Source organism: uncultured Microbulbifer sp. (assembly GCF_947504145.1).
Taxonomy (GTDB): domain Bacteria; phylum Pseudomonadota; class Gammaproteobacteria; order Pseudomonadales; family Cellvibrionaceae; genus Microbulbifer.
Genome location: NZ_CANNGQ010000002.1, coordinates 815,660 through 842,648, shown reverse-complemented (window position 1 = coordinate 842,648; position 26,989 = coordinate 815,660). Strand labels below are relative to the sequence as shown.

Here is a 26,989-nt window from a genome sequence, read left to right as displayed (position 1 = left end):
CAAAGCCGCATCTGCGCCCCGGCGAAAAGAATTGGTCGTGCTGCCCGCCCTTACTTCTGGTAGGGCAATCGACGCATCCGCTACGCACATGGCCGTGCATGGCGAGAACCACTCCGGTCGCCCTGTCTTGATAATTTCTGCACGCCAGCCCAACACGGGCAATCACCGGCAACCTGAGTAACAAGGTCCGGCACCAGGCTGCAGCTTTATTGGGAAGGGACTATTCATGGCCAGCTTGCAGCATCCGGATCGGGATCAACCGGTCTACCTGATGGCGCACCACACCATCGGCCGCCGCCAGGGGGTTGCCGATACACGTATTACACTGCCGGAAATTTCCGGCATTCACGCCGCCATTCAGTGGACTGGAAGCCACTGGATCATTCGCGACCTAAGCCGCAACGGCACCTGGGTGAATGGGCAGCAACTAATCCCCGCTAAAAACCAGCAATTGCAGCTGGGCGACAAGCTCGCCTTTGGCCGCGACGCCAATCCCGTGTGGAAGGTGGAAAACCTCGACGCGCCGGAAAACCTGCTGATTGATATTCACAGCGGCGAGAGCCAGATTCTTGAGTCCTATCATTTGCTGCCGGATGAGCACGACCCCATCGCCAGCCTGCACTTCAACCCGGTAAACGGTGTGTGGATCTACGAGCTGCTGGAAAGCCCCGAACACGCCGAGAGCGCCAAGGTGGTCAACCACGGCAGCCGTATCGATTGCGGCCACACCAGCTGGCAACTGTTCCTCGCTGCCAGCCAGAGCACCACGACAGAGCTTTCACTCAGAAGCCTGTGTGTTTCTGATTTCCGCCTGCGTTTTACGGTAAGCCACCACGAAGAGCATATTCAGCTGCAGCTGACCAAAGACGATATGCGCCTCGACCTGGCCGCACGCACCCACAATTATTTACTGCTGTATCTGGCGCGCGCCCGCATCCGCGATATTCAACGCAAAGTCGATGCCCCCGACCAGGGCTGGGTGGCCATTGATCTCGCCACCCGCGAATTGGGCATCAACGTAAACCACCTGAATACGCAAATTTTCCGCGCCCGCAAGCAGATCGCCGACAGCCTGCCAGACGCCATCGACACTTCGCGACTGGTGGAGCGCCGGGCTTACGAAATGCGCCTGGGCGCCTACATGCTGGATATATTCAAGGGCTCGCAGAAAGAAAAGCTGGAAGCCAGCACCGGCGAGTTTCAGGTATCGCCGGAACCGGCCTGACCCCTGATCAGCAAAAAACAGGCAACAGACAAGTAGGCATCAGCGAACACACATTCGCACGGAACCCGCGATGTAACGCCAGGCCCGCCCGCAGCGGGCATCACAATCCACGGACGGCGGTTTACCCGTAGATTTATTACCGCAGTCAATACCATGCAATCAGAGCAGCTACCTTTTTACATCGGCCGCTACCACGCCACAGCCCGGCTCGGCTCCGGCGGCATGGGCGTGGTGTATCTGGCCCTCGACGAGCGCCTCAATCGCCAGGTGGCGATCAAAAAACTGCTGCGCAATCCCAACAGCAGTAACGCCAGCGAGCGCATCCGCCGCGAAGCACTGCTACTTGCACAACTCAATCACAGCAATATCGTACAGCTCTACGACGTGGTGGAGGATGACAGCGGTATTGCACTGGTCATGGAATATGTGGACGGCAGTAGCCTCGACCGCTGGCAGCGGGAGCGCACCCTGGACCTGCCGCAAAAGCTGCAACTGCTCAAACAGATCTGCGCCGGCCTGGCCCGCGCCCACAGTGCCGGCATCATCCACCGGGACCTGAAAGCAGAAAACATCCTGGTGGACAGCGATGGCACCATCAAGATCACCGACTTCGGCATCGCCAAAAACTGGCACGAAGACAGCGATCTCACCCGCGAACAGCATGTGGCGGGCAGCTGGGGCGCCATGTCACCGGAACAGGCTCAGGGCAAACCGCTCGACAATCGCAGCGACCTGTTCGCCCTGGGCGTGGTCGCCTACCGCCTGCTGTGCGGGCAGAATCCGTTCGGGGACAACAACAGCCCCTATGTGATCGTCGATCGCATCGTCAAAAGCCCCCACCCGCCGGCCTCCAAACTGGCCCCCGAGTTACCACCCGCGGTGAGCCACCTGCTGGATCGGCTGCTGGCCAAGCAGCCCGATCAGCGCCCGCTCAATGCCGCCGAAGTGGCCGGGGAGCTGGAGTCCCTACTGCAACAGATTCGCGGCAGTGGCACCAGTTTTACCCGCACCCATAGCGTCACCGCCACGGTGACCTCCGAAGGCTATTTTCACCAGCCCTACAGACCCCGCCGCAAGTATCTCCGCACAGCAATCGGCGCGCTCGCCGCTTGCGCGGTCGGCACCGCCCTGGTGCTCGGTATCTCACTGTATTCACCACCCGCAGAATCTCAGAAAGGGCGCTATATCGCGGTACTGGAGCCCAGCGTCCGCGGGCAGGAAAGCACACTGTCCCGCGACCAGCGCCTGCTGATCAGCAACGTACAGACCGCACTCAAGCAAGGGCTGTCTGGGCGGCGTGAGCTGCATCTGATTTCCTATTCTGAATCCCGCAAACTGGCAGGGCAGACATTGGCCAGCCAGGCAAAATCCCTCAACGCCGACCTGTTGCTGATACCCGATGTGGAATGCCAGAAGCACAGCTGCGAACTGTCTCTGGAATTACTGGAGAGCGAAACCCTCGCCGTTATCGGCAGCCAGAGCACCCGGCTCGTCATCGACGAGGGACTGGAGAGCCGCGCACGCACCCTGCACCAGGTCGATAGCCTGCTCGCCGAATACCCCGCGCAGGCCACCACAGGGGCCGCCCAGATCAGCGCCGAAGACTATCTCACCTATCTGGAAATTTACGAGCGCCGCTCAGACCGTCTGCATCTGGGGCAACTCCTCGACCAGCTCAATGACCTGCAGCAACGGGCCCCCGGGTTCGCCCCACTGTATGAACTGTACGGGGAAATGGTCATTGACCACGACTTCAATACCCGCGCCGCCGAGGCCGACGACCGCCTGGCAGAACTGCTGGAAAAAGCCCCCGCACGACTGCATGGAACCCCGGAACTGCTGATTAGCGAGCTGTACCTGGCGATGATGCTCGGTGATCCCGGCCGCGCAGAAGCCCTACTGGAAAAACTGAAGCTGACCCTGCCAGACAAAGCCAGGTACCACCAGCTGAGCGCCGCCTATTACCAGACGCGTGGCGACTACGACCGTGCGCTGGACAGCATCAACCGCGCCCTCGCCCTGCGTACCAGTTACGCCTACCTCGACCAGAAGGCCTTGAACCTCACCCTCGGCGGCAACATGGACGCCGCGAACGAAGTACTCAAGGAAGCCATCGCCCTCAACAGTGAAGCCATCCAGGCCATCTCTCTGCTCGCTGCCAATATGCTCGATACCGGCAACGCCAAGGAGACCATCCGCCTGCTCACCAAAGCCGGCCTCGACCGCATCGGCCCCATGGACACCTACAACCTGTGCCTGGCCTACTACATCGAGAATCAGTTTGAGCAGTCGCAAACCTGTTTTAAACGGGTATCCGACCTCGCCCCCAAAGACGCCGACCCGCTGCTATACCGCGCCGAGATCGCCCGCGAACAGCAGCAGCCCGAACGCGCCGAAGACTTTGCCGAACAGGCACTGGCACTGACCCGCCAGCGCACCGACTGGGAAGGGCTGCTGATGCAGGCCCGCGCCTACGCGGAACTGGGTGAAGGGGAGAAAGCGGTGGAAAACCTGCTCAAGATCCGCCGCGCCGCCCCCGACGATCTCTATACCAATTACGCCCGCGCCCAGGTGTATATCACCACCGGCGACCTGCTCTCCGCCAAGGCGCATATTCGCAAAACATTGGAACAGGGGATCTCACCCATCTGGTATTGCACCGCGCGGTTTGTCAAAATCTGCAATCTGCCCGCCTTCAACGACCTGCGGCAACAATACCCGGGGCTCTGTGGCGGTGCGGCACACAACAATGCGGGCGATTCCCAGATTGCCCGCGGTGACGAGACCAGCACCAAGCTCTGAGCGGCGGCCCCGCCAGCGTGCAGTAGGCTCGCCAAACACCCGGGCAGGGGTAGCGCTTGGGTACACTTTTTAGGCTCTTAGGCTCTTAGGCTCTAACAAAAAGAACACACGCAGATGGACATTGCAGACCCCGAGGTTGAACAGCAGCCCCGCACCGCCACTCCTGTTTTTATTGGCAGCGACCGCTACCGCGTCCACAGCACACTGGGTGCCGGCGGCATGGGCATTGTGTACCTGGCCGAAGACCTGAAACTGCACCGCCAGGTGGCGATCAAAAAGCTCAAGGACGACGCCGCCAGCCAGAACGCCCGCGACCGCATCCAGCAGGAAGCCCGCCTGCTCGCCAAGCTAAACCACCCCAATATCGTCGCCCTGCACGATGTGCTGGAAGTAGGCGGCAGCGTGGCGCTGGTGATGGAATATATCGAGGGCGCGACCCTGCGCGCCTGGATGCGCGAGCGCACACCCAACCTGCAACAGAAACTCAGCCTGCTGATGCAGATCTGCCAGGGCCTGCAGCAGGCCCACGACCTCGGCATCATTCACCGGGACCTGAAGCCCGACAATATCCTCATTGCCGAAAACGCCAAGGGCCAGCCCACCGCGAAAATCACCGATTTCGGCATCGCCAAATCCCAGGCGCTAGACGAAGAAACCCTGACCGCCGAAAACCAGTTGGCCGGCACCATCACCGCCATGTCGCCGGAACAGGTACTGGGTAAAACCCTGGATGCCCGCAGCGACCTGTTCAGCCTCGGCACCATTGCGTTTGAATTGCTGTGCGGCAGCCGCCCGTTTGCAAAGCACGAGGCCGGCGCACTCGCCATGGCCCACCGCATCACCAGCGAACCCCACATCCCGCCAAAAACAGCCTGGCCCGGTATCCCCGAGCCGCTGGCGGTACTGCTGGACAAACTCCTCGCCAAAGACCCGGCCCAGCGCCCCGAGAGCGCACAGATCGTGTACCAGGGTTTTGAGCTGCTGTACAAACAGGGGCTGGAATCCGATACCGACGATTACACCGCAACACTGACCGACCTGTTTACCCACCACAAAGTGAAAAACCGCCGCCGCTGGCAGCGGGCGCTGGCCGGTGTTGCCGCCGCCTTTGTGCTGGGTGTGGGAAGCTACTGGGGCTGGAAGGAAATTACCCGGCTGGAGCCGCAGTATATTGCGGTGATGCCGGTGGAGATTAATGGGGAGATTCGTGGCGAGGAGAATGCCAAGGCGCTGACGCGGACTATGGTGCGACAGGCGCTGATGAACTCGGTTTCGCAATTGAAGGCGAGTGCGTTGGTGAGTTTTGAGCCGAAGGAGGGGATGGGTTTTGAGGAGCAGTTGCAAAAATTAAAAGACAGAGGTGTAACCGATGCACTGTTTGCACGACTGGAGTGTGCGAAAGTTCGGTGTGAAATTGAGCTTCAGCGACTAAGTCCAACGAATAGTCAAATTGTAATGCAAGAGGGCTTTTCTTTTCTCACCCATAAAAACCAAGAAGCTCAAGATCGAACGTTCAAAACCACTGCCAGATTATTCGCCAATTCTTATCAGAATACTAAACTTGAATTGGATGTCATGTCTGATATCGACTATGACTTGTACCTCGATATCCTAAGCCGGTTGGAATCTAAAGAATTCGATGAAAGTGACCTTCGAACACTTACATCGATGAGTGACAGGTACCCTCACAATATTTATATCTATCAAGGGATAGCCGATGTAGCGGCTAGACTTTTCGTCCTCGATGATAACAACGACCACTTAGAAGTAGCTTTGCGCGCGATTGAAAAAGCTGAAAATTTCAATATCAGCGAACACCTAACAACCCGCCTCAAACTATTTATTTACGGGCTAGGAGACCGCCCTCAACAACACCAGAAGATTGTTGAGCAACTAGAACAATCGGACTTCCCTATTGCGGAAATATTAGCTGAGCGTTCTCGCCAATCTTATAGGAGTGGAGACTATAAAGCCGGGTTAAATTACGCGAAAGAAGCCGCCACATTAAATCCGTCTGCCGATAACCTTTATTTGGTCGCGATAAACCAGACAGCAAGTGGAAACTACGACGATGCTCGCTTAACACTAAAAACAGTCACCAATAAATATCACGAACACTGGTCATCTTATTCGCTGCTTGGTGTTATTGAGCTGGAAAGCGGGAATTTTCCCTCTGCCGAAGCCGCCATTATTACAATACCTGAAAACCTGCGAAGCTGGCGCACCAAATCGAACTTGGGGGTTATTTATTTTTTACAGAAAAAATATTTAAAGGCTCTAGAGATACAAAAAAGTGTACTAGAGGCAACGCCGAACAGCGTAGAAACAATCGAAGAAATTGCAGCCACCTATATAGTATTAGGTGAGGAAAGTTTAGCCCAAAAAGAGTATGAAAAAATCTTATCTCTTACTCACCAACAGAACACCTTGGAGTCGAAAATTTACCGTGCCCTTGCAAACGCGAACGTGGGAGACACTTCAGAATCTATCGCTCTAATAAACGAGCTAATAAGTTCTGCACCAAATGATACTGATGTAAGATATAGCGCCGGTCAAATTTATGCATTAGCCGGCGAGTGGAGTTCAGCCAACTATTATATTGAACAACTATTAGATCAAGGCATGAGCGCAGAGTGGTTTAGCATGCCGGTGTTCCAGCAGCTCTGCGCCCAACCTCAGGCTTCAGAAAGACTAAAAATCTCTATCTGCGAGTGATTATAGCGGATCAATCTTCGCATTGGGATCACCCGAAACAAAGTGCATTCCACCGTCTACAGATTCACACAGCCAGTAGAAGGAAAAGTTATCCGGCTTATCGTCTTGATCTTTAACGGTGATATTCAGCTGTGTATAGCGTCCATCCACCCGCTTTGCGTTTGCTTTAAACTGGTGTTTAAAGTCCGGGCTTAGCGCCAACAACCCATCCAGTTTACGGCCAGTACTCAGCGCAAACTCCAGATCCCGTTCCGGCACGGCGGACAGATCCAGGGTCAGCTTGATTTTCACCTTGCCCCCACGGCCACCAAAGTGGAAGTCCATATTGCCGAACAGCTCATTCGGGTTGCAGGCTTCATAAAAAGGCCAGTACTGGGCAACGCCATCTTCCGGCTCTACCGGGCGCAGCATCATATCGATCTCGACACCTTCTGCGGGCACCTGTATGTCCAGCACTGGCAAGGTATCGCAATAATTATCCACTTCTGCTTTGTTCATGTTGTCATCCCTATAGTTATATGCGGTGAGCATTTACTCACCTTCCCTGCAAACCGCCCAGGGCACTCAATGGTCTTGAAAAGTTTTTGAAATCAAACACAGACTCAGAACGAGAACTGCGTCACACAGCTTACTGCAACCGCTCAACAAAATTCCATAGAATTTTGATGAAAAAAAACCGGCAGTAAGCAAGCTTACTGCCGGTGATAAACAGATGGTCCCAGCCATCTACGGTTACAACAACACTATCAAGAGCGAAATGAGGCATCCGTGCCTCTGTCAGACCCTTCCACAATCCCGGCTTCCTAGGCTCTGTGGTTACCGGGCCGGCCTGACGGTTCGGCTTGCGCCGAAGTCTTCCTGAATTGCTACCCACCTCCTAGGCTCTGCGGCGATGGATAACTACCAATCCATTGGTAAATATGGTCGAAGGGCGCTGTACCGGTTCCGGTGCGGAAAGCAGATCCGTCGCCTTCCTTGTTCCACCTTCCGTGATGGTCACCGGTTCCGGGGTGTCTGCAATCCACCTTGCCGCAACTCCTGTGACGGCTGGGCATCGCGTCCCCTTCAACCTTGTAGTGCAATTTACGGATTTCGCCATTACAGGTCGATCACACGCCATTACACGCAATTACACGCCACACCCTGTGAACGGGGGCGCAAGGCTTCACTACACTTAGCCATCGGGCTTTCTATTATTGTCCGGATGCCTGTGCGGCCGGTTTATTGCCCCGCGGTGATTCCGGGGTTGCCCCCGACTGTCGCTCCTGTTGCTGCCTCTAGTTGTTGCCGCAATGGGTATCCCGTAACATCAGGCGTCTTTTCGCCCACAATTTAATCAGTGCCAACTACACGATGTTGAAACCTTTTACGGGCCTGATCGCCCTGCTGTTGTTGTCCTGCTGCGCCAGCGTTGCCCTGTCCCAGAGTTATGAGCAGCTGTACAGCGATTACCGCGGCAGCCTGTACCAGATCCGCCTGATCGAGCAGTCCTCCAATTCCAAAGCGGGGTTGGGCTCCGGCTTCCAGATTTCCACCGACGGATTGATCGCCACCAATTACCACGTGGTCTCCGAGGCGGTGCACGATCCAGACAAGTACACGCTCAAATATCTTTCCGTAGACGGCAAGGAGGGCGAGCTGGAGCTACTGGACGTGGATGTGATCAACGATCTCGCCATCCTGCGCCAGAAGGGGGAGCCGGGCCGCGACTTTCTGCGCCTGGCGTCAAAATCTCCCAGCAAGGGGGAGACGATTGTCTCCATGGGCAACCCCATGGATCTCGGAATGACCATTGTGCCTGGCACCTATAACGGTATTGCCAGCGGCAGCTTTTACGACCGCATCCACTTCTCGGGCTCCATCAATCCCGGCATGAGCGGCGGCCCGGTGATCAACCGCAGCGGCAAGGTAGTGGGCATCAACGTGGCCACCGCCGGCAATCAGATCAGCTTTCTGGTACCGGTGAACAAGCTGGTGGCGCTGCTGCTGGATTACAAAAAAGAATCCTCCGCCGACAACGGCGCGCTGGAACTACAGCCGGTGATCAACCGTCAGTTACACAAGAATCAACAGCGCATCATCGACCAGATACTCGCCGCGGACTGGCAATTGCGCCCGCTGGGCGATGCACTGGTGGTGGGTGAAATCGTGCCCTCGGTCCAGTGCTGGGGCAACTCCACCGATGAAGATGACGATGAGCCCATCACCCAGGTGGCGAAAGGCTGCACCGGGCAGGATATCGTCTATTTGTCGGAAGATTTTGATACTGGCCGGGTGGAATATGAGTTCTTCTGGCTGGAGGCAGATGACGGCCTTCGCTCCTCGCGCTTTTACAGCGCCTACGAAGAAAACATGAGCGGTTTCTTTCCCGGTAACAGCGCCGGAGAAGACGATGTGACCGATTTCAACTGCAAGCAGCAATTCACCAGCCATCCGCGCAACGGCAACGGCGCTACAAAGGCGGAGGATAGCGGTGAAGAATCTACGGAGGCTGAAGGTGGTGAAGAACAGAAACCCCCCAGGGCCAACGGCTCCCGCGATCCGGTAATCGCGCGCACATCCTACTGCGTGCGCCGCTACAAGGATTACCCGGACCTGTTTGATGTGTTTTACGTCAGCCTCACCGTGGACCAGAATAACCGCGCCCTGGTAAGCCACTTCACCCTGTCCGGATTCACTCAGGAATCCGCCATCGCGTTTACCCAGAAGTTTGCGAGCGAGATCGAATGGCACTGATTATCGAAGAAATCAATCGTGCCCACCGGGTGGGTAACCGCTACCGCATGGACGGAGAGCGCGCCACTATTGGCCGCTGCTACGACAACGCGGTGATGGTGGAAGACCCCCACGCCTGTGCGGTGCACGCGGAAGTAGTGCGCGACGAAGACGGCTGCTACGTATTACGGGATCTGGACAGCCTGAACGGCATGCGCCTGCTGCGTAATTTCCGCGACAAGTCAGTCAAACCCACGAATATCCGCGAACATCTGATTGAAAGTGGTGATGAGGTGCAGATCGGCAAGAGCTGCCTGCGCTTTATCGACACGGATATGAGTGTACCGCCGGCAATCCCCATGCACTCGGCAGAAACGCTGTTTGACCGCCTGGCAACGCCGTTTGTGGCCATCGCCCTGTGCGTTGTGGTGGGCGCGCTCAGCCTGTGGATGGCGTACCTGGGCAACACCGGTGAGTTCGAGTGGACCGGCGCCATCGAGGTGCTGACAGACGCGGTGATCGGCCTGCTGATTTACGCGGCAGCCTGGGCGTTTATCGGCAAGGTGGTGAAACACGAGGCGCATTTCCTCGCGCACCTCTCCATTGCGGCATCGGCGGCGCTTATCTACGCCGGCTGGCAATGGTTTGGTACCCTGCTCAATTTCAATTTCTCCCTGCACCAGATCATGCCATTGCTGAATATTCTCGCGCTGGCAATCCTGTTACCGGTGATGCTGTGGTGCGCTACGTTTCTCGCGCTCAATGTCGCACCGCACTGGCGGCTTGTCGCGTCCATCCTGCTGCCCTGGAGCTTCCTCGGGTTTGCCGCGGCGGTGGAGATCGGCAAGATGCACGAGTTCAGCGGTGCGCCGGAGGTTTCCAAGGAACTGAAATCCAAGGACTTCCTGTGGCGCAAGCCAGAGCCGCTGAACGATTTCCTCGCCAGCACTCCGGCGCTGTTTGATATTTCCATCGAGGAAAGCAAAGAAAAGCGCGCGAAGGCCACCAGCAAGAAAGTTTCTGACGGTGATCTGGAGATTCAGGGCGAATAGCCGTCGAAGTCTGCGCCCGCAACGCTTAAAATCTCCGCCCGCTGGGCCCCATACGAATACCGAGCGCCCACACCCAGTGCCCAGCGAAGGAGTGACAGCATGAGCGATCCAATGAGTGATCAGCCCCGAAACAATCCGTTCTGGAGCCCCGCAGTCGCGCAGCTCCACCCCTACGTACCGGGCGAGCAGCCCAAGACGACAGCGCGGCTGATCAAGCTCAACACCAACGAGAGCCCCTACCCGCCTTCACCCAAGGCTCAGGCGGTTCTGACACAAGACGGCCTGGCCCGCCACCTGCGCCTGTATCCGGATCCGGAATCCACCGAACTGTGCGCGACCATCGCCGCGCAGTTCGACCTGAAGCCCGAACAGGTGTTTGTGGGCAACGGTTCCGACGAGGTGCTGGCACACGCGTTTTACAGTTTCTTCAAGCGCCCCGAGCCGCTGCTGTTCCCGGATATCACCTACAGCTTTTACCCGGTGTATTGTCAGTTTTACGAGATCGAGGCTCGCACCCTGCCCCTGCGGAACGACTTCTCCATTGAGGTGGAAGACTTCGCGATTGAAGGTGCCGGCGGCGTGATTCTGCCCAACCCCAATGCGCCCACCGGTCGCTATCTGCCACTGGCCGATATCGAAAAGCTGCTGCGGCTGCACCCGTCGCGGGTGGTGGTGATAGACGAGGCGTATATCGATTTTGGTGGCGAGAGTGCGGTGGCGCTGATCAACCGCTACCCGAATCTGCTGGTGACCCACACCCTGTCCAAATCCCATGCGCTGGCAGGTCTCCGCCTGGGGTATGCGATGGGCCAGGCGCACCTCATCGAGGCGCTGAACCGGGCGAAGAACTCCTTCAATTCCTACCCTATCGACGGCATCGCACAGAAGGTGGCGACGGCGGCGATTGCGGACCGGGAATGGCTGGCAGACAACTGCGCCAAAGTGATCGCCACCCGCGAGTGGACCTGCGCCGAGCTGGCCGAACTCGGCTTTGATATCGTCCCCTCCACCGCCAACTTTATTTTTGCCAAGCCACCAAAGGTTTCCGCCGAGGCGCTGTTCCTGGCGCTGCGCGAGCGCAACATCATCGTGCGCTACTTCAACAAACCGCGGATTAGTGAGTACTTGCGCATCAGTATTGGCACCGATGAAGAAATGGGTGCGCTGGTGGCGGCCTGTCGGGAAATTTTGTAGACCGCTCCTCGGGGAATTCGAGAGGTGATTCGGCGAGGTTCCTCAGGGAACCTCTATAATTTCCCGACCACTAAACCCCTAATCGACGCAATCGCAGTAATCATGTCGCCTTTCTCAAAATCATTTCTTCGTATCGCCGTGACCGCGCTCGCGGTCGGTCTCTCCATCGGGCTATCGTCCCAGGCTGCCGCCGGAAACCCCTGGGAAGCGGTCAAAAAGCCCTCCAACCAGCTGCCGGAAAGTATCGGCGGCTACAGCAACGGCTGCCTGAGCGGCGCAGAACAGATGCCGCTGCGCGGTGAAGGCTTCCAGCTGGTGCGCACCGGGCGCGACCGGCATTACGGCAATCCGTATCTGGTGGAGTTTCTGAAAGACTTTTCCAACGCCGTAGAAGAGAACGACCTCGGACGATTGCAGATCGGCGATATGTCCATGGCCCGGGGCGGCCCCTTTACCAGCGGCCACCGCAGCCACCAGCAGGGGCTGGATGCAGACATCTGGTTTTCCCAGGACAAGCGCGCCGGTGAGCGCCCACTGACGTCCTGGGAGCGCGACAATATCTCCGCGATCCCCATGGCGGATGAGCGCAAGCATATTCTGCTGGAGAAAAACTGGGATCCGCGTATTCCCAACATCCTGCGTATTGCCTCGGAAGACCCCCGTGTCGCGCGCATCTTTGTACACCCCACCGTCAAGCGCAAAATGTGCGATATTTCAGGGGACGATAACGAGTGGCTGCGCAAGGTGCGGCCCTGGTGGGGGCACAACTACCATTTTCATGTGCGCCTGAATTGCCCACCGGGCGACAAGCACTGCAAGCCGCAAGCCAAGGTGCGCGGCAATCCCTGCGGCGGCGGTCTGGACTGGTGGTTTAGTGATGAGTTTTACGCCATCCTGAACGGCACGGCGCCGGTCAAACCCAAGCCGGACAAGCCACCCAAAAAACCGGAAATGCCCGCCCAGTGCGCCCAGGTATTGGCCGCACCGGCAGAGCCCAACAGCGGGCGAGCGACAACAAATTGATGAGAGCCCGATGAGTAACCAGGCCCAAAAACCGAAGACGATCCACGTTTTACTGATTTGCGGCGGTGGCGGCAGTGAGCACGATGTGTCCCTGCGCACGGCAGATTTTATCCAGCGGGAGCTGGCAAAATCCCCGGAGTTTGAACTGACCCGGGTGACCATGGATGAGCATGGCCGCTTTGTGGATACAACCGGGCAGGTGCGCGAACTGCGCTCAGACAAACTGCTGTACAGCGCCTCCGGCGGCAACTCCGGCAGTGCGCAGCCGGTGGATTATGTCATCCCCTCCATTCACGGCTACCCCGGCGAAACCGGGGATCTGCAATCCCAACTGGAAATCCTCGGCCTGCCCTATTTCGGCTGCGGGCCGGAGGCGAGCAAGACCTGCTTTAACAAGATCACCACCAAACTTTGGCTGACGGCGCTGGGTATCGACAACACGCCCTACCAGTTCCTGTGTGCAGATAACGCAGAGGAGGCGGCAAAGGCGCAGGATGCACTGGCGCAGTGGGGCTCGGTGTTTGTGAAGGCCTCAAACCAGGGCTCTTCCGTGGGCTGTTACAAGGTGAGTGATGCGGATGCGCTGGATGCAGCCTTGCGAGAGGCCTTCAAGTTTTCCCCCTATGTGCTGGTAGAAAAGTGCCTGAAGGTGCGGGAGCTGGAGGTGGCGGCGTACACTTACGAAGGCAAGCTGGTGGTAACGCCCCCCGGTGAGGTGTGTGCGCCGGAGGACACCTTTTACAGCTACGAGGAAAAATACGCAGAGGCGAGCCGCGCGCAGACCCATGTAGTGGCGGAAGGTTTGTCGGATGCGCAGTTGGGCTGGATTCACGAAGCGTCAAAGCGGGCGTTTGTGGGTTTACAGTTAAAGGATCTTTCGCGGATTGATTTCTTTCTGACGGATGATGGGGAGATTTATCTGAATGAGGTGAATACCTTTCCGGGTATGACGCCTATCTCCATGTTCCCCAAGATGCTGCAGAATCAGGGGCATGATTTTTCTTCTTACCTCGGTGCTTTAATCCACGCAGCGGTCTCTTGAGCGCCGTGGCGGCGCCGCGACCAGGTAAAGCCTTCACCCCAAGTTTCTAATGCTGCCTCGGCGATTACTAAATTGCTTGAGGCATTACTTCTGACAACCACCCGTCCTGCCTTTTCCGCGAAAACTGCCCTCGCAAAAACTCCATCTGATCCCCACGAATCCGCGCGCTGTTGGTCAGCGCCAGATATTCCGCAGCATTTGGCACAAACGGCAGCGCCAGTAATTCCATATCGATATGTTCCAGCAACCGGTTGCCCTTGTGCTGGTTGCAGCGCCGGCAGGCGGTGACGACGTTTTGCCAGATGTCGCGGCCGCCTTTGGACACGGGGTGGATGTGGTCGCGAGTGAGTTCGCGGATGGTGAATCCGTTGCCGCAGTAGAGGCAGGTGTGCTGGTCGCGGGCGAACAGGGCGCGGTTGTTGAGCGGTGGGCGGGTGCGGGGGCGGGCCATGCGGTCACCGCCGCAGGCGATGATGGCGGCGAGATCGAGGGTGGAGCGTTCGCCCAGGCGATTGATGCCGCCGTGTACGGTCTGTACGACACCGCCCAGTGTCCAGGTGACCAGTTCCCGCACATACAGGCAGGCGGCCTCTTCCCAGCTCAGCCATTCCAGTGGCTGCCCGGCGAGATTCAACCTCAGGATTTGTGCTTGCACGAGTCCACCTCCGAATGTTGCGAACGGCAAAATGCACAAAGCCCCGCGGACGATCCTGCGAGGCTTTGTAAGTAATACGACAGAACAATATTGGGGATGCGTTGGGAGAAGTCGGGGAAGAATTTGGGAAAGCGAGTGGAGCTGGAGGAATACAGCGAAATCTGGAGCCGATGAAGGCTTGCCCACCAATGGAGAAAAGGTGGTTGCGTAAGAAGCCTTAACAGCACTAAGTTACTGAATGCGTCATCCTCCGCGGTCACGATGTTGGACCGTCCTGTCCTGATTAAAGCGGAGGTTTGTTACGATTTCCAGACACTTTGCCCGTTATGGTGAAAAATCACAAAAAACGGCAAGCTTGGAAAGCACGGATAAGTGGCATGAGGTGATGGGCGCGAGAGCAATGACGTGTTTTGGCAACACTTGTATAGACATCCGGAGCCGCGTAAAAAATCACAATGACTTTTTCGCTACCCCAAAACGTAAAACACCGCTTAGGCAATCCGGCCCAAGCGGTGCGTCTCACAGGATGGTGCCCGAATCCTTTCGAGCTTGGCAGCGCGGTCTCCATTCCTTGGGAACCTGTCCTTGCCGCCGTTGCAATCCGTTCTCCGTCCTTGCAAATACATTATGGTCGAAAGAGAAAGTTAAGGTAGTGGGAAAGTGCTGAACTTGTTGTAAGAGATGTCTTACAAGCATGTGACGGGCGTCACATTTAACCTGAACAGGTCTTTTGGATGCGGCTGGCGCGTATCGCAACTGGTACGTCTGTGCGACATTCAGCGGCTTACTATAGTTACTTCTGTTACGAGATCAAGACAATCGTGAGAACTCCGTCGAAAAAGGCGCTAACTTTTTACCGTGTGGTGGCTTTTACTGCCATTGGCGTCATTCTTCTGATTACAGCTGTTTTGGCGGGGCTTGTACCCGGCATCAATGTGCCGTGGGGACAATTGCTGGGCGCAAGTACAGACGAAGAAACCGTTGAACGCCATTTGCAGCTCGCGCCCGGCTACCGTCTGCACCTGTTTAGTGACGATGTGCCCAACGCACGCTTTATGGCGGTGACCCGTCGCGGCGATCTGCTGGTGTCGCAGCCAAAGCTCGGCCAGGTGAGCCTGCTGCTCACCGACCGCAATGGTGATGGTGAAACTGACGGACAGCGTGTACTGATTGACGGCCTGCAGCGCCCCCACGGCCTGGTGCTGTTTGAAGACTGGCTGTATATCGCGGAAAGCAACGGCGTGGGACGCGTGCCCTTTGATCATTCCGACGGCCGCATCGCGGGCAGCTACCAGAAAGTCGTCACCGGCCTCGCCGATACCGGCAACCACTGGACCAAGACTCTGGGTATGGGCCCAGATGGCTGGATGTATCTTTCCAGCGGCTCTACCTGCAATGTATGTATCGAAGAAGACGCACAGCGCGCAACGATCATGCGTTTCCGCCCGGATGGCAGCCATTTTCAGATTTACGCCACCGGCCTGCGCAACAGTGTGGGGTTTGACTGGTCGCCAAAAGATGGGGCGCTCTATGCAACCGACAACGGCCGCGACTGGCTTGGCAATGACTTTCCACCCTGTGAACTGAACCGGATTGAACAGGGAAATTTCTACGGCTGGCCCTTTGCCAATGGCAACCGGATTCCCGACCCGGATTTTGGTGTGGGTAAGGATGGCAAAATAATGGACGGCGAGGTTCAGCAGACAATCGCATCGTCCGTTCCTCCTGTATTCGAATTTCGCGCGCACAATGCGCCGCTGGGCATGCACTTCCTGCGCAGCCCGGAGCAGCCTGATAGCTACCACGAAGCCGCACTGGTCGCCCTGCACGGTTCCTGGAACCGAGATGTGAAGGATGGCTACAAGGTGGTGGCGCTGCACTGGAGGGAAGATGGCAGCATCCACTCAGAAGACTTTATGTGGGGCTTTCTCGGGGAAGACAAAACCACGGTGTACGGCCGCCCGGTGGATATCGCTGAGGATGTGCGCGGCAATATTTATATTTCCGATGATTACGCCGGTGCGGTCTATCGGGTTCAGCCCGGTGAAGCCCACCAGAACGATAGGGATGCGCCAGTCGCCAATCGCCCCCCTATCAGCGCCCCGAAAAAACCTCTCGCCATTGACGGCGGTGCGGCACGCCAGGGGGCGCAGATTTACGAGCGCCGCAATTGCGTGCGCTGCCACCAGCAGATTCCACTCCGAGATTTGAGCCGCAAATACACGCTCAAGCAGCTGGCGGACTATTTTGATACGCCGACGCCGCCGATGCCCAATTACGCGTTCAGCGACAGCCAGAAGCGCGCGCTTGCGCATTTTCTGATGGAGCGGGAGATCCAGGGTGGCGGGCGGCAGTTGGAAAACTTTTTGCCCTGAGTACGGCTTTTGCCTGAACTTTTTGGCAGGCGCTCACTGCCCTTTGGGCCGCTTCTGTAATTTTCGCTGCAGCGTTCGCCGGTGCATACCCAGTGCGCGGGCGGTTGCGGAAATGTTGCCATCGTTTTCGGCGAGCACCCGCTGGATGTGTTCCCACGCCAGGCGGTTTACCGAAGGAGGGGCGCTGGATATTTCCGGTAGCTCCGATTCCTCAACGGCACTCCCCTGCTCACCGATCAAAGCCGCTACCAGCTGCTCCCCCCCCGCGGGCTTGCACAGGTAGTCGTCCGCCCCCAGTTTGATCGCCGCCACGGCGGTGGGAATACTCGAGTAGCCGGTGAGCAGAATAATCCGCGCACGCGGGTTGGCGGAGCGCAGGGGAGCGATCAGCTCCAGGCCACTGTCGTGGTGGATTTTCAGATCCAGCAGGGCACAGTCGAACTTTTCCCGCGCGATCAGCCCCTGTGCCTCATCCACAGACTCCGCAACACGGGTGTCGAACCCGCGGCGGGTCATGGCCCGATCGAGCATATCGCGGGTGCTCTGCTCGTCATCGACGATTAACAGGCGCAGCCGATGTTCGCTCACGACAGCATGCCCTCGTTCCGCTCCGTCTCGGTTTCGGTATCCAGCGGCAGCTCGATGGTGGCAACGGTACCGGTGTGATCGTCCCCTGCTGCCAGGGTGAGCTGCCCACCCAGCTGCGCCAGTGCCGTTTTACTCAGCAGCAGGCCGATGCCAAAACCGCCGGATTCACCCTCAGCATTCATTCCGCGCCCGTTGTCGGCAATCTCCATACGCAATTTGTGCGCGCTCCAGTGCGCGGAGATCGCCACCGGGTTTTGACTGCCCGCCGCCAAGGTGGCGTCCATGGCGTTGTTTAATACATTGATCAGGGTCTGCTCCAAAGTAAGTGGCAGGCGCGCCGTGAGCGCCGGCGGCCCCTGTCGGGTCAGCGCAAAACGGGCCTCCGGGCGCAGCAGCTGCCAGCGCTCCAGGCTGCGGTCGATAAATTTTGCCACCGGCTGTGGTTCATCACTGCCCTCCGGGTCCCGCGCGCGGCTTTTCAGCTGCTCCAGCGCCTGCTTGCACAGGCGCACCTGCTGCTGCAACAGCGCCAGATCCTCACGCATTCCCGGGGCGTTTTCCCCGAGCTGCGCCTGTAGCTCTTCCACCAACAGGCCGATGGTCTGCAACGGTGAGGCCAGTTCGTGGGCCGTACCCGCAGCGAGGGTGCCGAGAGCGAGCACCTGATCCCGCCGTGCCTGTTCCTGACGCAACTGGTGCAGATGACGATCGCGACTGCGCAGGGCTTCCGCCATGCTGTTGACGAACCCGGCGATCAACAGTGCAGAAAACGTGAAGGTGGCCCACATGCCGATGAGATGGCGATAAAAATCGCCGCCACTACCCTGCCCCATGTCATGCCCCATACCGTGTCCGGCATGGGAACTGTGGCCAGCGTCAACGCCCGGAAAGAACGCCATAAGCCCGGTATAGATGGCAATACTGATGCCCGCCATCAGCCAGGCGTAGACCCGCGGCTGGGTGGCGGCAGCGATGGTGAGCGGCACCAGCAGATAGGTCACAAACGGATTGGCGGCGCCGCCACTGAACGCTAGTAGCGGTGGCAGCCACAGCCAGTCCATCAACAGATGGCCGAAAAACTCGGGGCGCCCCACCGCGACGCTGCCGCGGGCGCGCCAGCCGCTGATCAGGGTGGTGATCACCCCCAGCAGTACAAACGCCAGGGCGCCACCACTGAGGGAATCCGCCAGCCACAGGCTGACGCCGATATACGCAGACAGGGCGATGGCTCGCAGCGCGGTAAGGCGCCGCAAGTTGGTGATGATGGTTTTATCCCCCGCAACCGGGGGCTTTGCCGTTTCCGATGACACTGAGACCGACTCTCGCAGAAATTCAGGCCTCTATTGTGTCGCCGGGGCCGGGATTGGGCCAGCGCTCGCTGGGCTGGATTTCCGCGCGCGCTTCTTGCGGCGTCCGGCCAACATGATCCCGCCAATAACACTGCTGGCCAATATCAGCAGCAGAGTAAACACGATCATACCGTCGCGCACCTGACGGCCGGTGAGGGGCGTGAGGTGGCTCCATTTGTGTAGCAGGGAGAATGACAGGCGCTCGGCGCGATCGACACGCCGGGACTGGTCCACCAACACCCCGGTTACCGGGTCCACAAACAGCATGCGTTTGCTGTCATCCGCCACGTCGATCTGCCACACCGGCAGGCGCTTGTTGCGGAAGTCGTATCCGGGCCCGTAGCGGGTCACCAGCTGCAGGTTGGCAATCTCACTCTCGGCAATACCGGTATGGCGCATGGTGAGTAACTGGGCCTGTTCGCGATCGCCGAAACTGTCCAGCACTGCACCGCTGCGCGCATCCACAAACAGAGCACCCGCTTCCGAGGGGCGGCCGTCAAAACGCTGGTCGCGGCTGCCGGGCGCGCTGGATTTGTCCGGGGCAAACCCCGCGCGGTACAGGGGGGCGCCGTCAGGCCCGCTGATCAGGGACAGGCTGTTGATGGCGCGGCCCGCGAGCGTATCCATCCAGCGGAAATCCGCGCTCAGGTTTTGAATCTCGGCGGTTTGCCCCAGGCGCAGGCCCTGTGCCGGTTCCACCAGGGATGATTGCAGCAAGTGGTAGAAACCGCTGGCAGACCAGCCCAGTAGTGGCAGCCACAGGACATAGCCGAGCAGACGGTGGTAGCGGCGTTTGCCGTCTTTGATCTTTCTTTGTTTCCCGTTGGCGGGGCGCAAAGCAATTACCAGCGCGAGGCCGGTAGCGGCAAACGCAAACAAGGTCAGCATCAGCAGGCCGATCAGGATCAGGCGGCCGTACTCCAGTCCGTCCAACCAGGCGAAGGTGTGCAGCTGTCGGAAGATGCCCTGCATGGTGGCTTTGCGGCTGTCGGTGATGGACGCCAGGGCTGCCGTCTCGGTGTGCACAAACAGGGTCAGACCGTCGTCGCCGGCGTATTCCACCCGGTACACGGGCAGCAGGCGATTGACCGAGGGGTAGGCGTTGTCGAAGCTGGTCTGCAGGCGGATGGTTTGTATCTGGTCTTCACTGCGGCCGCTGTAATAACCCGCCAGCCAACGCGCCTGTTGCTGGTCGCCCTCGGCCACTGCGCTGCCATCGGAGAGCCGGTAGTAATCGCGCGGCGCGATTTCACTTCTGGTCACCTGCAACAGTGGGCCACTGGCTGAGGGCACTACTTTCACCACTTTCGCGTCGCGCACATGGCTGGGCTCCGCCAGCAACTGTGGCAAGCCATTCAGCTGGTTCGCGCTCACACTTACCGAGGGCGGAAAAAAGCTGGCCGCCTTGGGGCCAAACCAGGCCATCATCGGGTGACTGATACCGGAGACGGCCCACACCAGTATTCCCGCCAGTGCGTACCAGCCCAGCTTGTTGTGCCAATCGAGCCACTGCTTTTTCAGGTTCATTTTTTTCTTTTCCTAACAGAGTCTCAGAAGCGGTAGCGCACACCGGCAAACAGGGAGCGCGGCAGACCCGGGCGGTAGCTCAGGTCCTCGTCGCCCACCTGGTTGGAGGTATAGGTGGAGTAGCGCTCATCGGTGACGTTGGACAGGCGCGCGTACACAGACAGGTCTTCGCGGAGGTCGTGGGTGGCGCGCAGGTTAAACAGCTCGTGGCCGGCGTAGCTCTGGGTGTTGGTCTCGTCGGTGTAGTAGCTGCCCATGTGGGACCACTCCAGCTCCATACGCAGGCCGCTGAGCCATTCGGGGGTGTAGGCCAGAGTGACGTTGGCGAGGGCTTCCGGCGCGCGGCTGATGTCGTTGCCGGCGAAATTCAGATTTTCCTGCACATAACAGGGGCAGCTCGGATCAAAATGGCCGTAGATATAGGAAAAATCTTCGTATTTCTGGCGCATGGCCGCGTAGGAAATGCCCAGTTCCCACGCCTGCCCCAGCGGCGCCTGCAGCGAGACTTCCACACCTTTGTGGCTGGTCTCACCGGCGTTGGTGGTCTTGCGATCATTGCCCTCGATGTAGCTGACGATATCGTTTTCGGTGGTCATGTCGTACGCCGCCACCTCATAGTTCACCCGCTCACCGACGATACCGCGCAGGCCAATTTCCTGGCTGACACTGGTGACAGGGTCCAGCTCTGTGGTGCCGGTGGAGGAGCCTGGGCGGAACAGCGTGCCCACGGTGGGTGCACGAAAGGCGTGGCGATAGCTGGCGTAGAGCTGGTGGTTATCGGTGAGCTTGTACACCGCGCCCAGTTTGGGACTCAGGTTGTCATAGTCCCGAGACTGGGACGCTGGACGGAAGTGGGAGGCATCGGTGTTCGGGGTACCCATCTGGTCCTCGTAGTCCACCTCGAATACGTCGTAGCGTAGCCCTGCAGACAGCCGCCAGTTTGCGCTGGGGGCAAACTCCGCGTGCACGTAGGGGGAGACCGATGTCTGCTCCGCTTCAAAGTGATAGGTCAGCTCACCGGTGCGCGCGTAATCCACAAAGTACTCGCCGTCCCGGGTAACCTCGATGCGCTCCTCGCGGTATTCGGACGGGGTGTAGTCCGCATCCACACCGACAATCACTTCACCGCGGTCGAAATCCCGGCGGTACTTCAGCAGCAGGCCGTAGGAGCTGAATTCGGTATCGCGGATATTCGGGTCGTAGGTCACCATCCAGCTGGGCATCATTGCCATGGTGTTGTGACGTATAAACGGGGTGGCAGTGATCAGACTGGTTTCGCTGGGGGTATAGGCCAGCTCGGATGAGAGGCGGAAGGCCTCCACTTCCCGGTTGCCGATATCCCCCCGGTACAGGTTGTTCTCGACATTGTTGCGGTAGTCGTCCTCCTCCAGACCGGAGACACCGCTCTGGTCGATGGTTGAGTAGGACAGCACCGTCTTGCTGTCCCAGCCCTCGGCAAACTGGCTGTCCAGACGTCCACTCATGGAGGTGCGGGTGTAATCCGCGTCCTTGCGGAATCCCTCACTAGCGGTGCTGTTCAGGTCCAAACGGAAGGCGGTGCTTTGGCCGATGCGGTTGCCGCCGGAGATCAGCGCACGCTGCCAACCGTCGGCACCCACCTCGCCGTTCAGGCTCACTTCCGCCGATTCCGGTGCGGCCTTGGTGACTGCATTGATCACCCCGCCGATCGCGTCACTGCCGTAGAGCGCGGATGCCGGACCCTTGGTGACTTCCAGTTGGGCGCTCTGGGGGACGTTGATCTCGTACAGCCCATTGTGGTTGAAGAACCCCGTGGGCCGGGTGGGAACGCCGTCTTCCAGAAACAGGTAGACCCCGGCGGTGGAGATAGGCTGGCGGATGGAGGTCATATGTCCCTCCCCGCCCAGGTTGTTCACATGCACCCCCGCGACCCGGTTCAGCGCGTCTGCCGGATGCGCAGGCGCAATGTGCTCCAGCTGCTCTTCACTGATCACGCCGACAGATTCCGCCAGCTCCGATCGGGTCTTGGCCTCGCGGGTGGCGGTGACAATCACCTGTTCCAGGGCATTGTCCGGATGGTGCGGGGTTTCGGCACCGGCGAGCGCGGCCGGGAGCAGGGCGACCAGCGCGAGCGGTCGCCGTAAAAAGGGGGCGGAGCGAGACACAGCGTCTTCCTTGTGTGGTGTTCTTTCGTAGCGTTATAAGTCGACGTGCAAATGCTACCGAAAATGCCCCTCGCACAAGTGCGCCATATTGTCGCAGGGGGTGCGACAGCGGTCCGCTAAAGTGGCGTCCGGACGCGCCAATTGACCACCCTGGCGCCAGCCGCTAAGGTTGCCCGCAATTGAACGGTATTGCAGAGATTTCCCCATGGCCGCCAAAAAGAAAGCCGCTTCCTTTGAAAGCGCACTGGAAGAACTGGAGCAGCTGGTAGAACGACTGGAAAGTGGTGACCTGCCACTGGATGAAGCGCTATCAGACTTCGAGCGCGGGGTGAAACTCACCCGTGAATGCCAGAAGAAGCTGGCCAGCGCCGAACAGAAGGTCAAGGTGCTGATGGAAGAGAACGGCCAGGTCCAGGAGCTGCCCTTTGATGCCGCCGATGACTTCGCCGGAGACGCGGAGTAAGTGAGCGCTTCTACAACCGCTGCAGCCATGTCCTCGGGGCTCAAGGCATTCCTGCAGACCTCTGCCCACCGGGTCGAACAGACCCTGAATGCCGTCCTCGCCGACCAGTCCACGGCCGCCGATCTTTTCGCCGCCATGCAGTACGCCGCCCTGGGCCCCGGCAAGCGCCTTCGCCCCGCACTGGTGTATGCCGCCGCCCGCGCAGTGGGGGGTGAGGGAGCCGTCAACCAAAGCCATGAAGCCGCCGCCGCGCTGGAATGTGTGCACGCATACTCACTGGTGCACGATGACCTTCCCGCCATGGATGACGATAACCTCCGCCGCGGCCGACCCACCTGCCATATCCAGTTTGACGAGGCCACCGCGATCCTCGCCGGAGACGCACTGCAGTGCCAGGCATTTGAACTGCTCTCAGGCTCGCCATTGCCGGCCGAACTGAAGGTCCGGGTAATCGCCGAGCTGGCCCGCGCCTCCGGCGCGCGCGGTATGGTCGCCGGTCAGGCGATCGACCTCGCCGCGGTGGATCACACCCTTGCGCTCGAGCAGTTAAAGGAAATGCACCGGCTGAAAACTGGCGCACTGATCGTCGCCAGCGCTCGAATCGGCGCCATGATCGGCGGTGCCAACGACATACAACTCAATGCCATCACCCGCTACGCGGAGACCGTTGGCCTGGCATTCCAGGTACAGGACGATATTCTGGATGTGACAGCGGATACCGAGGTACTGGGCAAGACCCAGGGCGCCGATGTTGCGCGCAACAAGCCCACCTATGTGTCGCTGCTGGGGCTGGACGGCGCCCAGGCCAAGGCGAGAGAACTCCACGAAGAGGCGAGCCAGGCGTTACTCGAAATCTCAAGCAACACAGAAAGCGTCAACACCAGGATTCTCCAGCAACTGGCCGATTACATCGTTAAGCGGGACCATTGACCCCCCACACAACAATACGCACAGCAAATTTTGCCAAAACTTGTGAAATATTGTGCACCACTCTTTCCTGAAATAACGTAATCCCTTCAATTGCCGTCACAAGCGACAAATAAAACCAGAAAAAACCTTCCTTCTGGTACCCGAACAAATTTGACGAACACCCAAAACTCTGCAAGATTTACTACAGCTTGCACAGTTTTCAAGCCACGCACACCTCGCGAAAGCAAAACAAAATGGAGGGTGCCCAGGCCAGTGCAGCACTAAAAATACAAATAAGAATAAAAAGGTGATGAGTATGAAGCGACAACTGCGCGCAGTGATTGCCCCTATGGCCGTCGCCGCATTGACAATTGGCCTGACACCCGGTGTACTAGCTGAACCTCTCACTGCAACGAAGCTGGTAGAGGCGTGCAAGAACCACCAGGCAGAGCAGCAGCCCGGCTCTTCCAGTTGCCAGGCATTCATTCAGGGCTATCTGTCCGCGAGTAACGATATTGTTGCGGTTGACGAGCGTCCCTCCGGCTTTGTAGCCCGCGCCATCCGAACCCGGGCTGCCCGCCTTTCCGACGACGCCAGGCAACGTCTCAGCAGCCGCTACTGCCTGCCGGCGAGTGCAACCATCGATACGCTGATTGTCCGAGTGGCAGAAATTTCCCAGCCGTTTACCGAAACTGCCACGGCGAAGTCCGCTTTGTTGAGTGTGTTTGACCGCCACTACCAGTGCGAGTCGACATCCTAATAAGTAACCCGAGCAAACCATCGGGGTAAGAAAATGCATACCCACCGAACACCTAACGGCCGCGTGTAAACTTTTTCTGTGGCCTGAATTTGTGGAACTTTCATGCGTTACACATTTTGTCTTTTCGCAGTACTCGCTTTTATCTGGCTGACAAACTCCGGCCACTACACGCCGTTGATTCTTGCGTTCGGGCTGGCCTCCATTCTGTTCGTCATCTTGATTGCCCGCCGTATGAAAGTGGTGGACGGGGAATCCCTTCCCCTGGAATTGTGGTCGACCCTGCCGGGGTATTACCTCTGGTTACTGCGTAAAATCATTTCCAGCAATCTGGAAGTCGCGGCCTGTGTCTGGAAAGGGCTACTGTCAGGCAAACACGCCACCACAGCCATATCCCCCTGCAGCGAACGCATTCACACCAACCTGCATTCCGATCTCGGCAGAGTACTGTACGCCAACTCCATCACCCTTACCCCGGGTACCGTCGCCATCGATATCGACAACAATTCGGTGCTGGTTCACGCTCTGACCCGCAACGGGCTGGAGGAAGTAAAGCAGGGAGAAATGGAGAAGCGCATTGCCGCGCTGACAGAAAACAGGCCCAGGTCCCATCGACCCGCAGAGCAGAAGAACTGATGTTGAACGCAACCCTGATCGCGCTGCTGGTGGTAATGGCGCTGGCTCTGACTCGCGCCGTACTCGGCCCGACCATTCACGACCGCATTCTGGCCGTGAACATGTTTGGAACCAAAACGGTCCTGTTGATTGCGGTTATCTGCTTCACTCTGGGTGAGCCGGAATACCTGGATATCGCCCTGGTCTACGCCCTGATCAACTTCGTCAGTGTGATCGGCGTGCTGCGCTATTTCGAATTCCGCAACAGCAACGCCGACTCCACACCGGAGGCCACCCGTGATTGACACTCTGCTGAGTTACGCCAGTGGCCTGCTGTTGTTACTGGGCTGCTTTTTTATGCTGACCGGTGCAATAGGCCTGTTGCGGTTCCCGGATTATTATTCGCGTATGCACGCAGCGGGTATTACCGACACCCTGGCCACCTTCCTGATAATTAGCGGGCTGATGCTGGCAGCGGGCTGGAGCCTGGCGCTGTTCAAACTCGGCCTGATTATGCTGTTTATTTTCTTTACCAGCCCTACCGCCAGCCATGCACTGGCGCGCTCGGCCCAGCTCAGCGCCCTACGGCTGCCCCATATGCCAGCGGAAGCCACCCACAAAAACAACAAGCGTACGCGCACAATGGCGACTTCCGAAAGCAATACAGCGGGCCCTGAACCTGAAACGGCGGTTGATACACGCACCTGAGTGCTGACAAGAGCAACGGCTATGAAATCAAAACAAAGAAATTGGGAATGTGATTGATGGACCTGTTGCTGGATATCGCACTACTGGCACTATTGCTTGTTACTGCCGTTTCAATTGCCTGGATCAAAGACCTGTTTGCCGCGGCCATGCTGGCCGGCATTTACGGGCTGCTTTCTGCGGGCTTTTTCATGACCATGGGCGCCGTGGACGTGGCCTTTACCGAGGCCGCGGTGGGTGCCGGAATTTCCCCGCTGCTGATTCTGTTAACGCTCGCCCTTTGCGGCCGCTACCAGCGCGCTGATCGCAATCGCGCGCGCCTGGCAATGATTCTGGTGGCTACCGTTGGCGCACTGCTGGTCACCGCCACCGTGGATATGCCGTCGTTTGGCGATCCCGACGCGCCGGCCCAGACACATGTAGCGCCGCACTACATCCAGGAGTCCATGGCAGAGATCGGTATCCCCAATATTGTCACCTCGGTTCTGGCCAGTTACCGCGGCTTCGATACCTTTGGTGAGGTAGTGGTGATCTTTACCGCCGGACTCGGAGTGTTGTCACTGCTGATGGCGAACGCCTCCCAGTCACAGGTTCTGCGTGAACAATCACCGGTACAGCAACAATCCCGCGATATTGTTCTGCGCGTGGTCGCCAAGGTACTTATTGCTCCGATCATGCTGTATGCACTCTACGTACAGTTCCACGGTGAGTACGGCCCCGGCGGCGGCTTTCAGGCAGGGGTTATTTTTGCCGTGGGCTTTATTCTCTACAGCTTGGTGTTTGGCCTGGATGCGGTGCACAAGGTGGCCAGTCACGGGCTGGTCCAGTTGCTGTCAGCGGTAGGGGTATTGATCTTTGGCTGCACTGGCCTGCTGAGTTTTGCCAGCGGCAAAAACTTTCTCGACTACAGCGCCCTGGCCGGTGACCCGGTCACCGGCCAGCACATCGGTATTATCGTGATTGAGCTGGGCGTTGGCATAACCGTCGCCTCGGTGATGATCATGATTTCCTATCTGTTCTCCGCACAATTGCGCGACCGCGAAGCGGTGCTGTCGATCGGGAACAAAAATGATCCACGCGGGGATTCGAATCCTGCCGCCCCCAAGCAGCCGCTGGAACAGGGAGCTGGTTAAG

22 protein-coding genes are annotated in these 26,989 nt (G+C 58.4%); 16 read left to right on the top strand and 6 right to left on the bottom strand.

The window, feature by feature from the left end; translation table 11 throughout:
• Nucleotides 1-226: 226 nt before the first annotated feature.
• From Q1A74_RS10135 to Q1A74_RS10125, 3 genes are all read left to right on the top strand, one after another.
• A complete protein-coding gene (locus Q1A74_RS10135; RefSeq protein WP_299595345.1) occupies nucleotides 227-1,225 on the top strand; it encodes an FHA domain-containing protein in 999 nt (332 codons plus the stop codon).
• 153 nt (nucleotides 1,226-1,378) lie between these two features.
• Nucleotides 1,379-4,027 carry a serine/threonine-protein kinase gene (locus Q1A74_RS10130; RefSeq protein ID WP_299595343.1) on the top strand — a complete coding sequence of 883 codons (2,649 nt, stop codon included), beginning with the start codon at nucleotides 1,379-1,381 and terminating at the stop codon, nucleotides 4,025-4,027.
• Nucleotides 4,028-4,141: 114 nt separating this feature from the next.
• Nucleotides 4,142-6,742: a serine/threonine-protein kinase gene (locus Q1A74_RS10125; RefSeq protein WP_299595341.1), complete on the top strand. Its 2,601-nt coding sequence runs from the start codon at nucleotides 4,142-4,144 to the stop codon at nucleotides 6,740-6,742.
• Here Q1A74_RS10125 and Q1A74_RS10120 read toward each other — a convergent pair whose 3' ends face one another.
• Nucleotides 6,743-7,240 carry a hypothetical protein gene (locus tag Q1A74_RS10120; RefSeq protein ID WP_299595339.1) on the bottom strand — a complete coding sequence of 166 codons (498 nt, stop codon included), beginning with the start codon at nucleotides 7,238-7,240 and terminating at the stop codon, nucleotides 6,743-6,745.
• 855 nt (nucleotides 7,241-8,095) lie between these two features.
• On the opposite strand from Q1A74_RS10120, the gene Q1A74_RS10115 reads away from it, so the two are divergent.
• The 5 genes from Q1A74_RS10115 to Q1A74_RS10095 all read left to right on the top strand — a co-directional run bounded on the left by Q1A74_RS10115 (nucleotide 8,096) and on the right by Q1A74_RS10095 (nucleotide 13,768).
• Nucleotides 8,096-9,478, top strand: a complete 1,383-nt coding sequence (locus Q1A74_RS10115; protein WP_299595337.1) for a S1C family serine protease — start codon at nucleotides 8,096-8,098, stop codon at nucleotides 9,476-9,478.
• Nucleotides 9,469-10,509, top strand: coding sequence for an FHA domain-containing protein (locus Q1A74_RS10110; protein WP_299595335.1), 1,041 nt, complete (start codon nucleotides 9,469-9,471; stop codon nucleotides 10,507-10,509). The genes Q1A74_RS10115 and Q1A74_RS10110 overlap by 10 nt, the downstream gene beginning before the upstream one ends.
• A 99-nt stretch (nucleotides 10,510-10,608) precedes the next feature.
• Nucleotides 10,609-11,703, top strand: coding sequence for a histidinol-phosphate transaminase (hisC, locus tag Q1A74_RS10105; RefSeq protein WP_299595333.1), 1,095 nt, complete (start codon nucleotides 10,609-10,611; stop codon nucleotides 11,701-11,703).
• 102 nt (nucleotides 11,704-11,805) lie between these two features.
• Entirely contained in the window at nucleotides 11,806-12,726 is a 921-nt protein-coding gene (gene mepA / locus Q1A74_RS10100) for a penicillin-insensitive murein endopeptidase (protein ID WP_299595331.1), read from the top strand.
• A 10-nt stretch (nucleotides 12,727-12,736) separates the two neighbouring features.
• Nucleotides 12,737-13,768, top strand: a complete 1,032-nt coding sequence (locus Q1A74_RS10095) for a D-alanine--D-alanine ligase (RefSeq protein ID WP_299595329.1) — start codon at nucleotides 12,737-12,739, stop codon at nucleotides 13,766-13,768.
• Between the two features lie 67 nt (nucleotides 13,769-13,835).
• Here the strand turns inward: Q1A74_RS10095 and Q1A74_RS10090 are convergent, their stop codons facing one another.
• Nucleotides 13,836-14,423 (bottom strand): HNH endonuclease, encoded by a 588-nt coding sequence (locus Q1A74_RS10090; protein ID WP_299595327.1) that lies wholly within the window; start codon nucleotides 14,421-14,423, stop codon nucleotides 13,836-13,838.
• Nucleotides 14,424-15,244: 821 nt separating this feature from the next.
• Here Q1A74_RS10090 and Q1A74_RS10085 point away from each other — a divergent pair.
• A complete protein-coding gene (locus Q1A74_RS10085) occupies nucleotides 15,245-16,798 on the top strand; it encodes a PQQ-dependent sugar dehydrogenase (RefSeq protein WP_299595326.1) in 1,554 nt (517 codons plus the stop codon).
• Nucleotides 16,799-16,831: 33 nt separating this feature from the next.
• On the opposite strand, the gene Q1A74_RS10080 is transcribed toward Q1A74_RS10085, so the two are convergent.
• From Q1A74_RS10080 to Q1A74_RS10065, 4 genes are read right to left on the bottom strand one after another with little or no spacing between them, the layout of a single operon-like run.
• On the bottom strand, nucleotides 16,832-17,386 hold the full coding sequence (locus Q1A74_RS10080; RefSeq protein WP_299595324.1) for a response regulator: 555 nt from the start codon (nucleotides 17,384-17,386) through the stop codon (nucleotides 16,832-16,834).
• Entirely contained in the window at nucleotides 17,383-18,696 is a 1,314-nt protein-coding gene (locus Q1A74_RS10075; RefSeq protein ID WP_299595321.1) for a sensor histidine kinase KdpD, read from the bottom strand. Before Q1A74_RS10075 ends, Q1A74_RS10080 begins: the two co-directional genes overlap by 4 nt.
• 30 nt (nucleotides 18,697-18,726) lie before the next feature.
• On the bottom strand, nucleotides 18,727-20,262 hold the full coding sequence (locus Q1A74_RS10070) for a PepSY-associated TM helix domain-containing protein (RefSeq protein ID WP_299595319.1): 1,536 nt from the start codon (nucleotides 20,260-20,262) through the stop codon (nucleotides 18,727-18,729).
• A 23-nt stretch (nucleotides 20,263-20,285) separates the two neighbouring features.
• Nucleotides 20,286-22,406 (bottom strand): TonB-dependent receptor, encoded by a 2,121-nt coding sequence (locus tag Q1A74_RS10065; protein WP_299595317.1) that lies wholly within the window; start codon nucleotides 22,404-22,406, stop codon nucleotides 20,286-20,288.
• 205 nt (nucleotides 22,407-22,611) lie between these two features.
• On the opposite strand from Q1A74_RS10065, the gene xseB reads away from it, so the two are divergent.
• From xseB to Q1A74_RS10030, 7 genes are all read left to right on the top strand, one after another.
• On the top strand, nucleotides 22,612-22,869 hold the full coding sequence (xseB, locus tag Q1A74_RS10060; RefSeq protein WP_299595315.1) for an exodeoxyribonuclease VII small subunit: 258 nt from the start codon (nucleotides 22,612-22,614) through the stop codon (nucleotides 22,867-22,869).
• A gap of 27 nt (nucleotides 22,870-22,896) precedes the next feature.
• Nucleotides 22,897-23,799, top strand: coding sequence for a polyprenyl synthetase family protein (locus Q1A74_RS10055; protein WP_299595599.1), 903 nt, complete (start codon nucleotides 22,897-22,899; stop codon nucleotides 23,797-23,799).
• A gap of 295 nt (nucleotides 23,800-24,094) precedes the next feature.
• Nucleotides 24,095-24,538, top strand: a complete 444-nt coding sequence (locus Q1A74_RS10050) for a Rap1a/Tai family immunity protein (protein WP_299595313.1) — start codon at nucleotides 24,095-24,097, stop codon at nucleotides 24,536-24,538.
• A gap of 102 nt (nucleotides 24,539-24,640) precedes the next feature.
• The gene (locus Q1A74_RS10045; RefSeq protein ID WP_299595311.1) at nucleotides 24,641-25,171 is read left to right on the top strand and encodes a Na+/H+ antiporter subunit E; all 531 of its coding nucleotides are present in this window, start codon (nucleotides 24,641-24,643) and stop codon (nucleotides 25,169-25,171) included.
• Nucleotides 25,171-25,455: a monovalent cation/H+ antiporter complex subunit F gene (locus tag Q1A74_RS10040; RefSeq protein ID WP_299595309.1), complete on the top strand. Its 285-nt coding sequence runs from the start codon at nucleotides 25,171-25,173 to the stop codon at nucleotides 25,453-25,455. Before Q1A74_RS10045 ends, Q1A74_RS10040 begins: the two co-directional genes overlap by 1 nt.
• The gene (gene mnhG, locus Q1A74_RS10035; protein ID WP_299595307.1) at nucleotides 25,448-25,858 is read left to right on the top strand and encodes a monovalent cation/H(+) antiporter subunit G; all 411 of its coding nucleotides are present in this window, start codon (nucleotides 25,448-25,450) and stop codon (nucleotides 25,856-25,858) included. Before Q1A74_RS10040 ends, mnhG begins: the two co-directional genes overlap by 8 nt.
• Before the next feature lie 56 nt (nucleotides 25,859-25,914).
• Nucleotides 25,915-26,988 carry a DUF4040 domain-containing protein gene (locus Q1A74_RS10030; RefSeq protein ID WP_299595597.1) on the top strand — a complete coding sequence of 358 codons (1,074 nt, stop codon included), beginning with the start codon at nucleotides 25,915-25,917 and terminating at the stop codon, nucleotides 26,986-26,988.
• Nucleotide 26,989 lies beyond the last annotated feature (1 nt).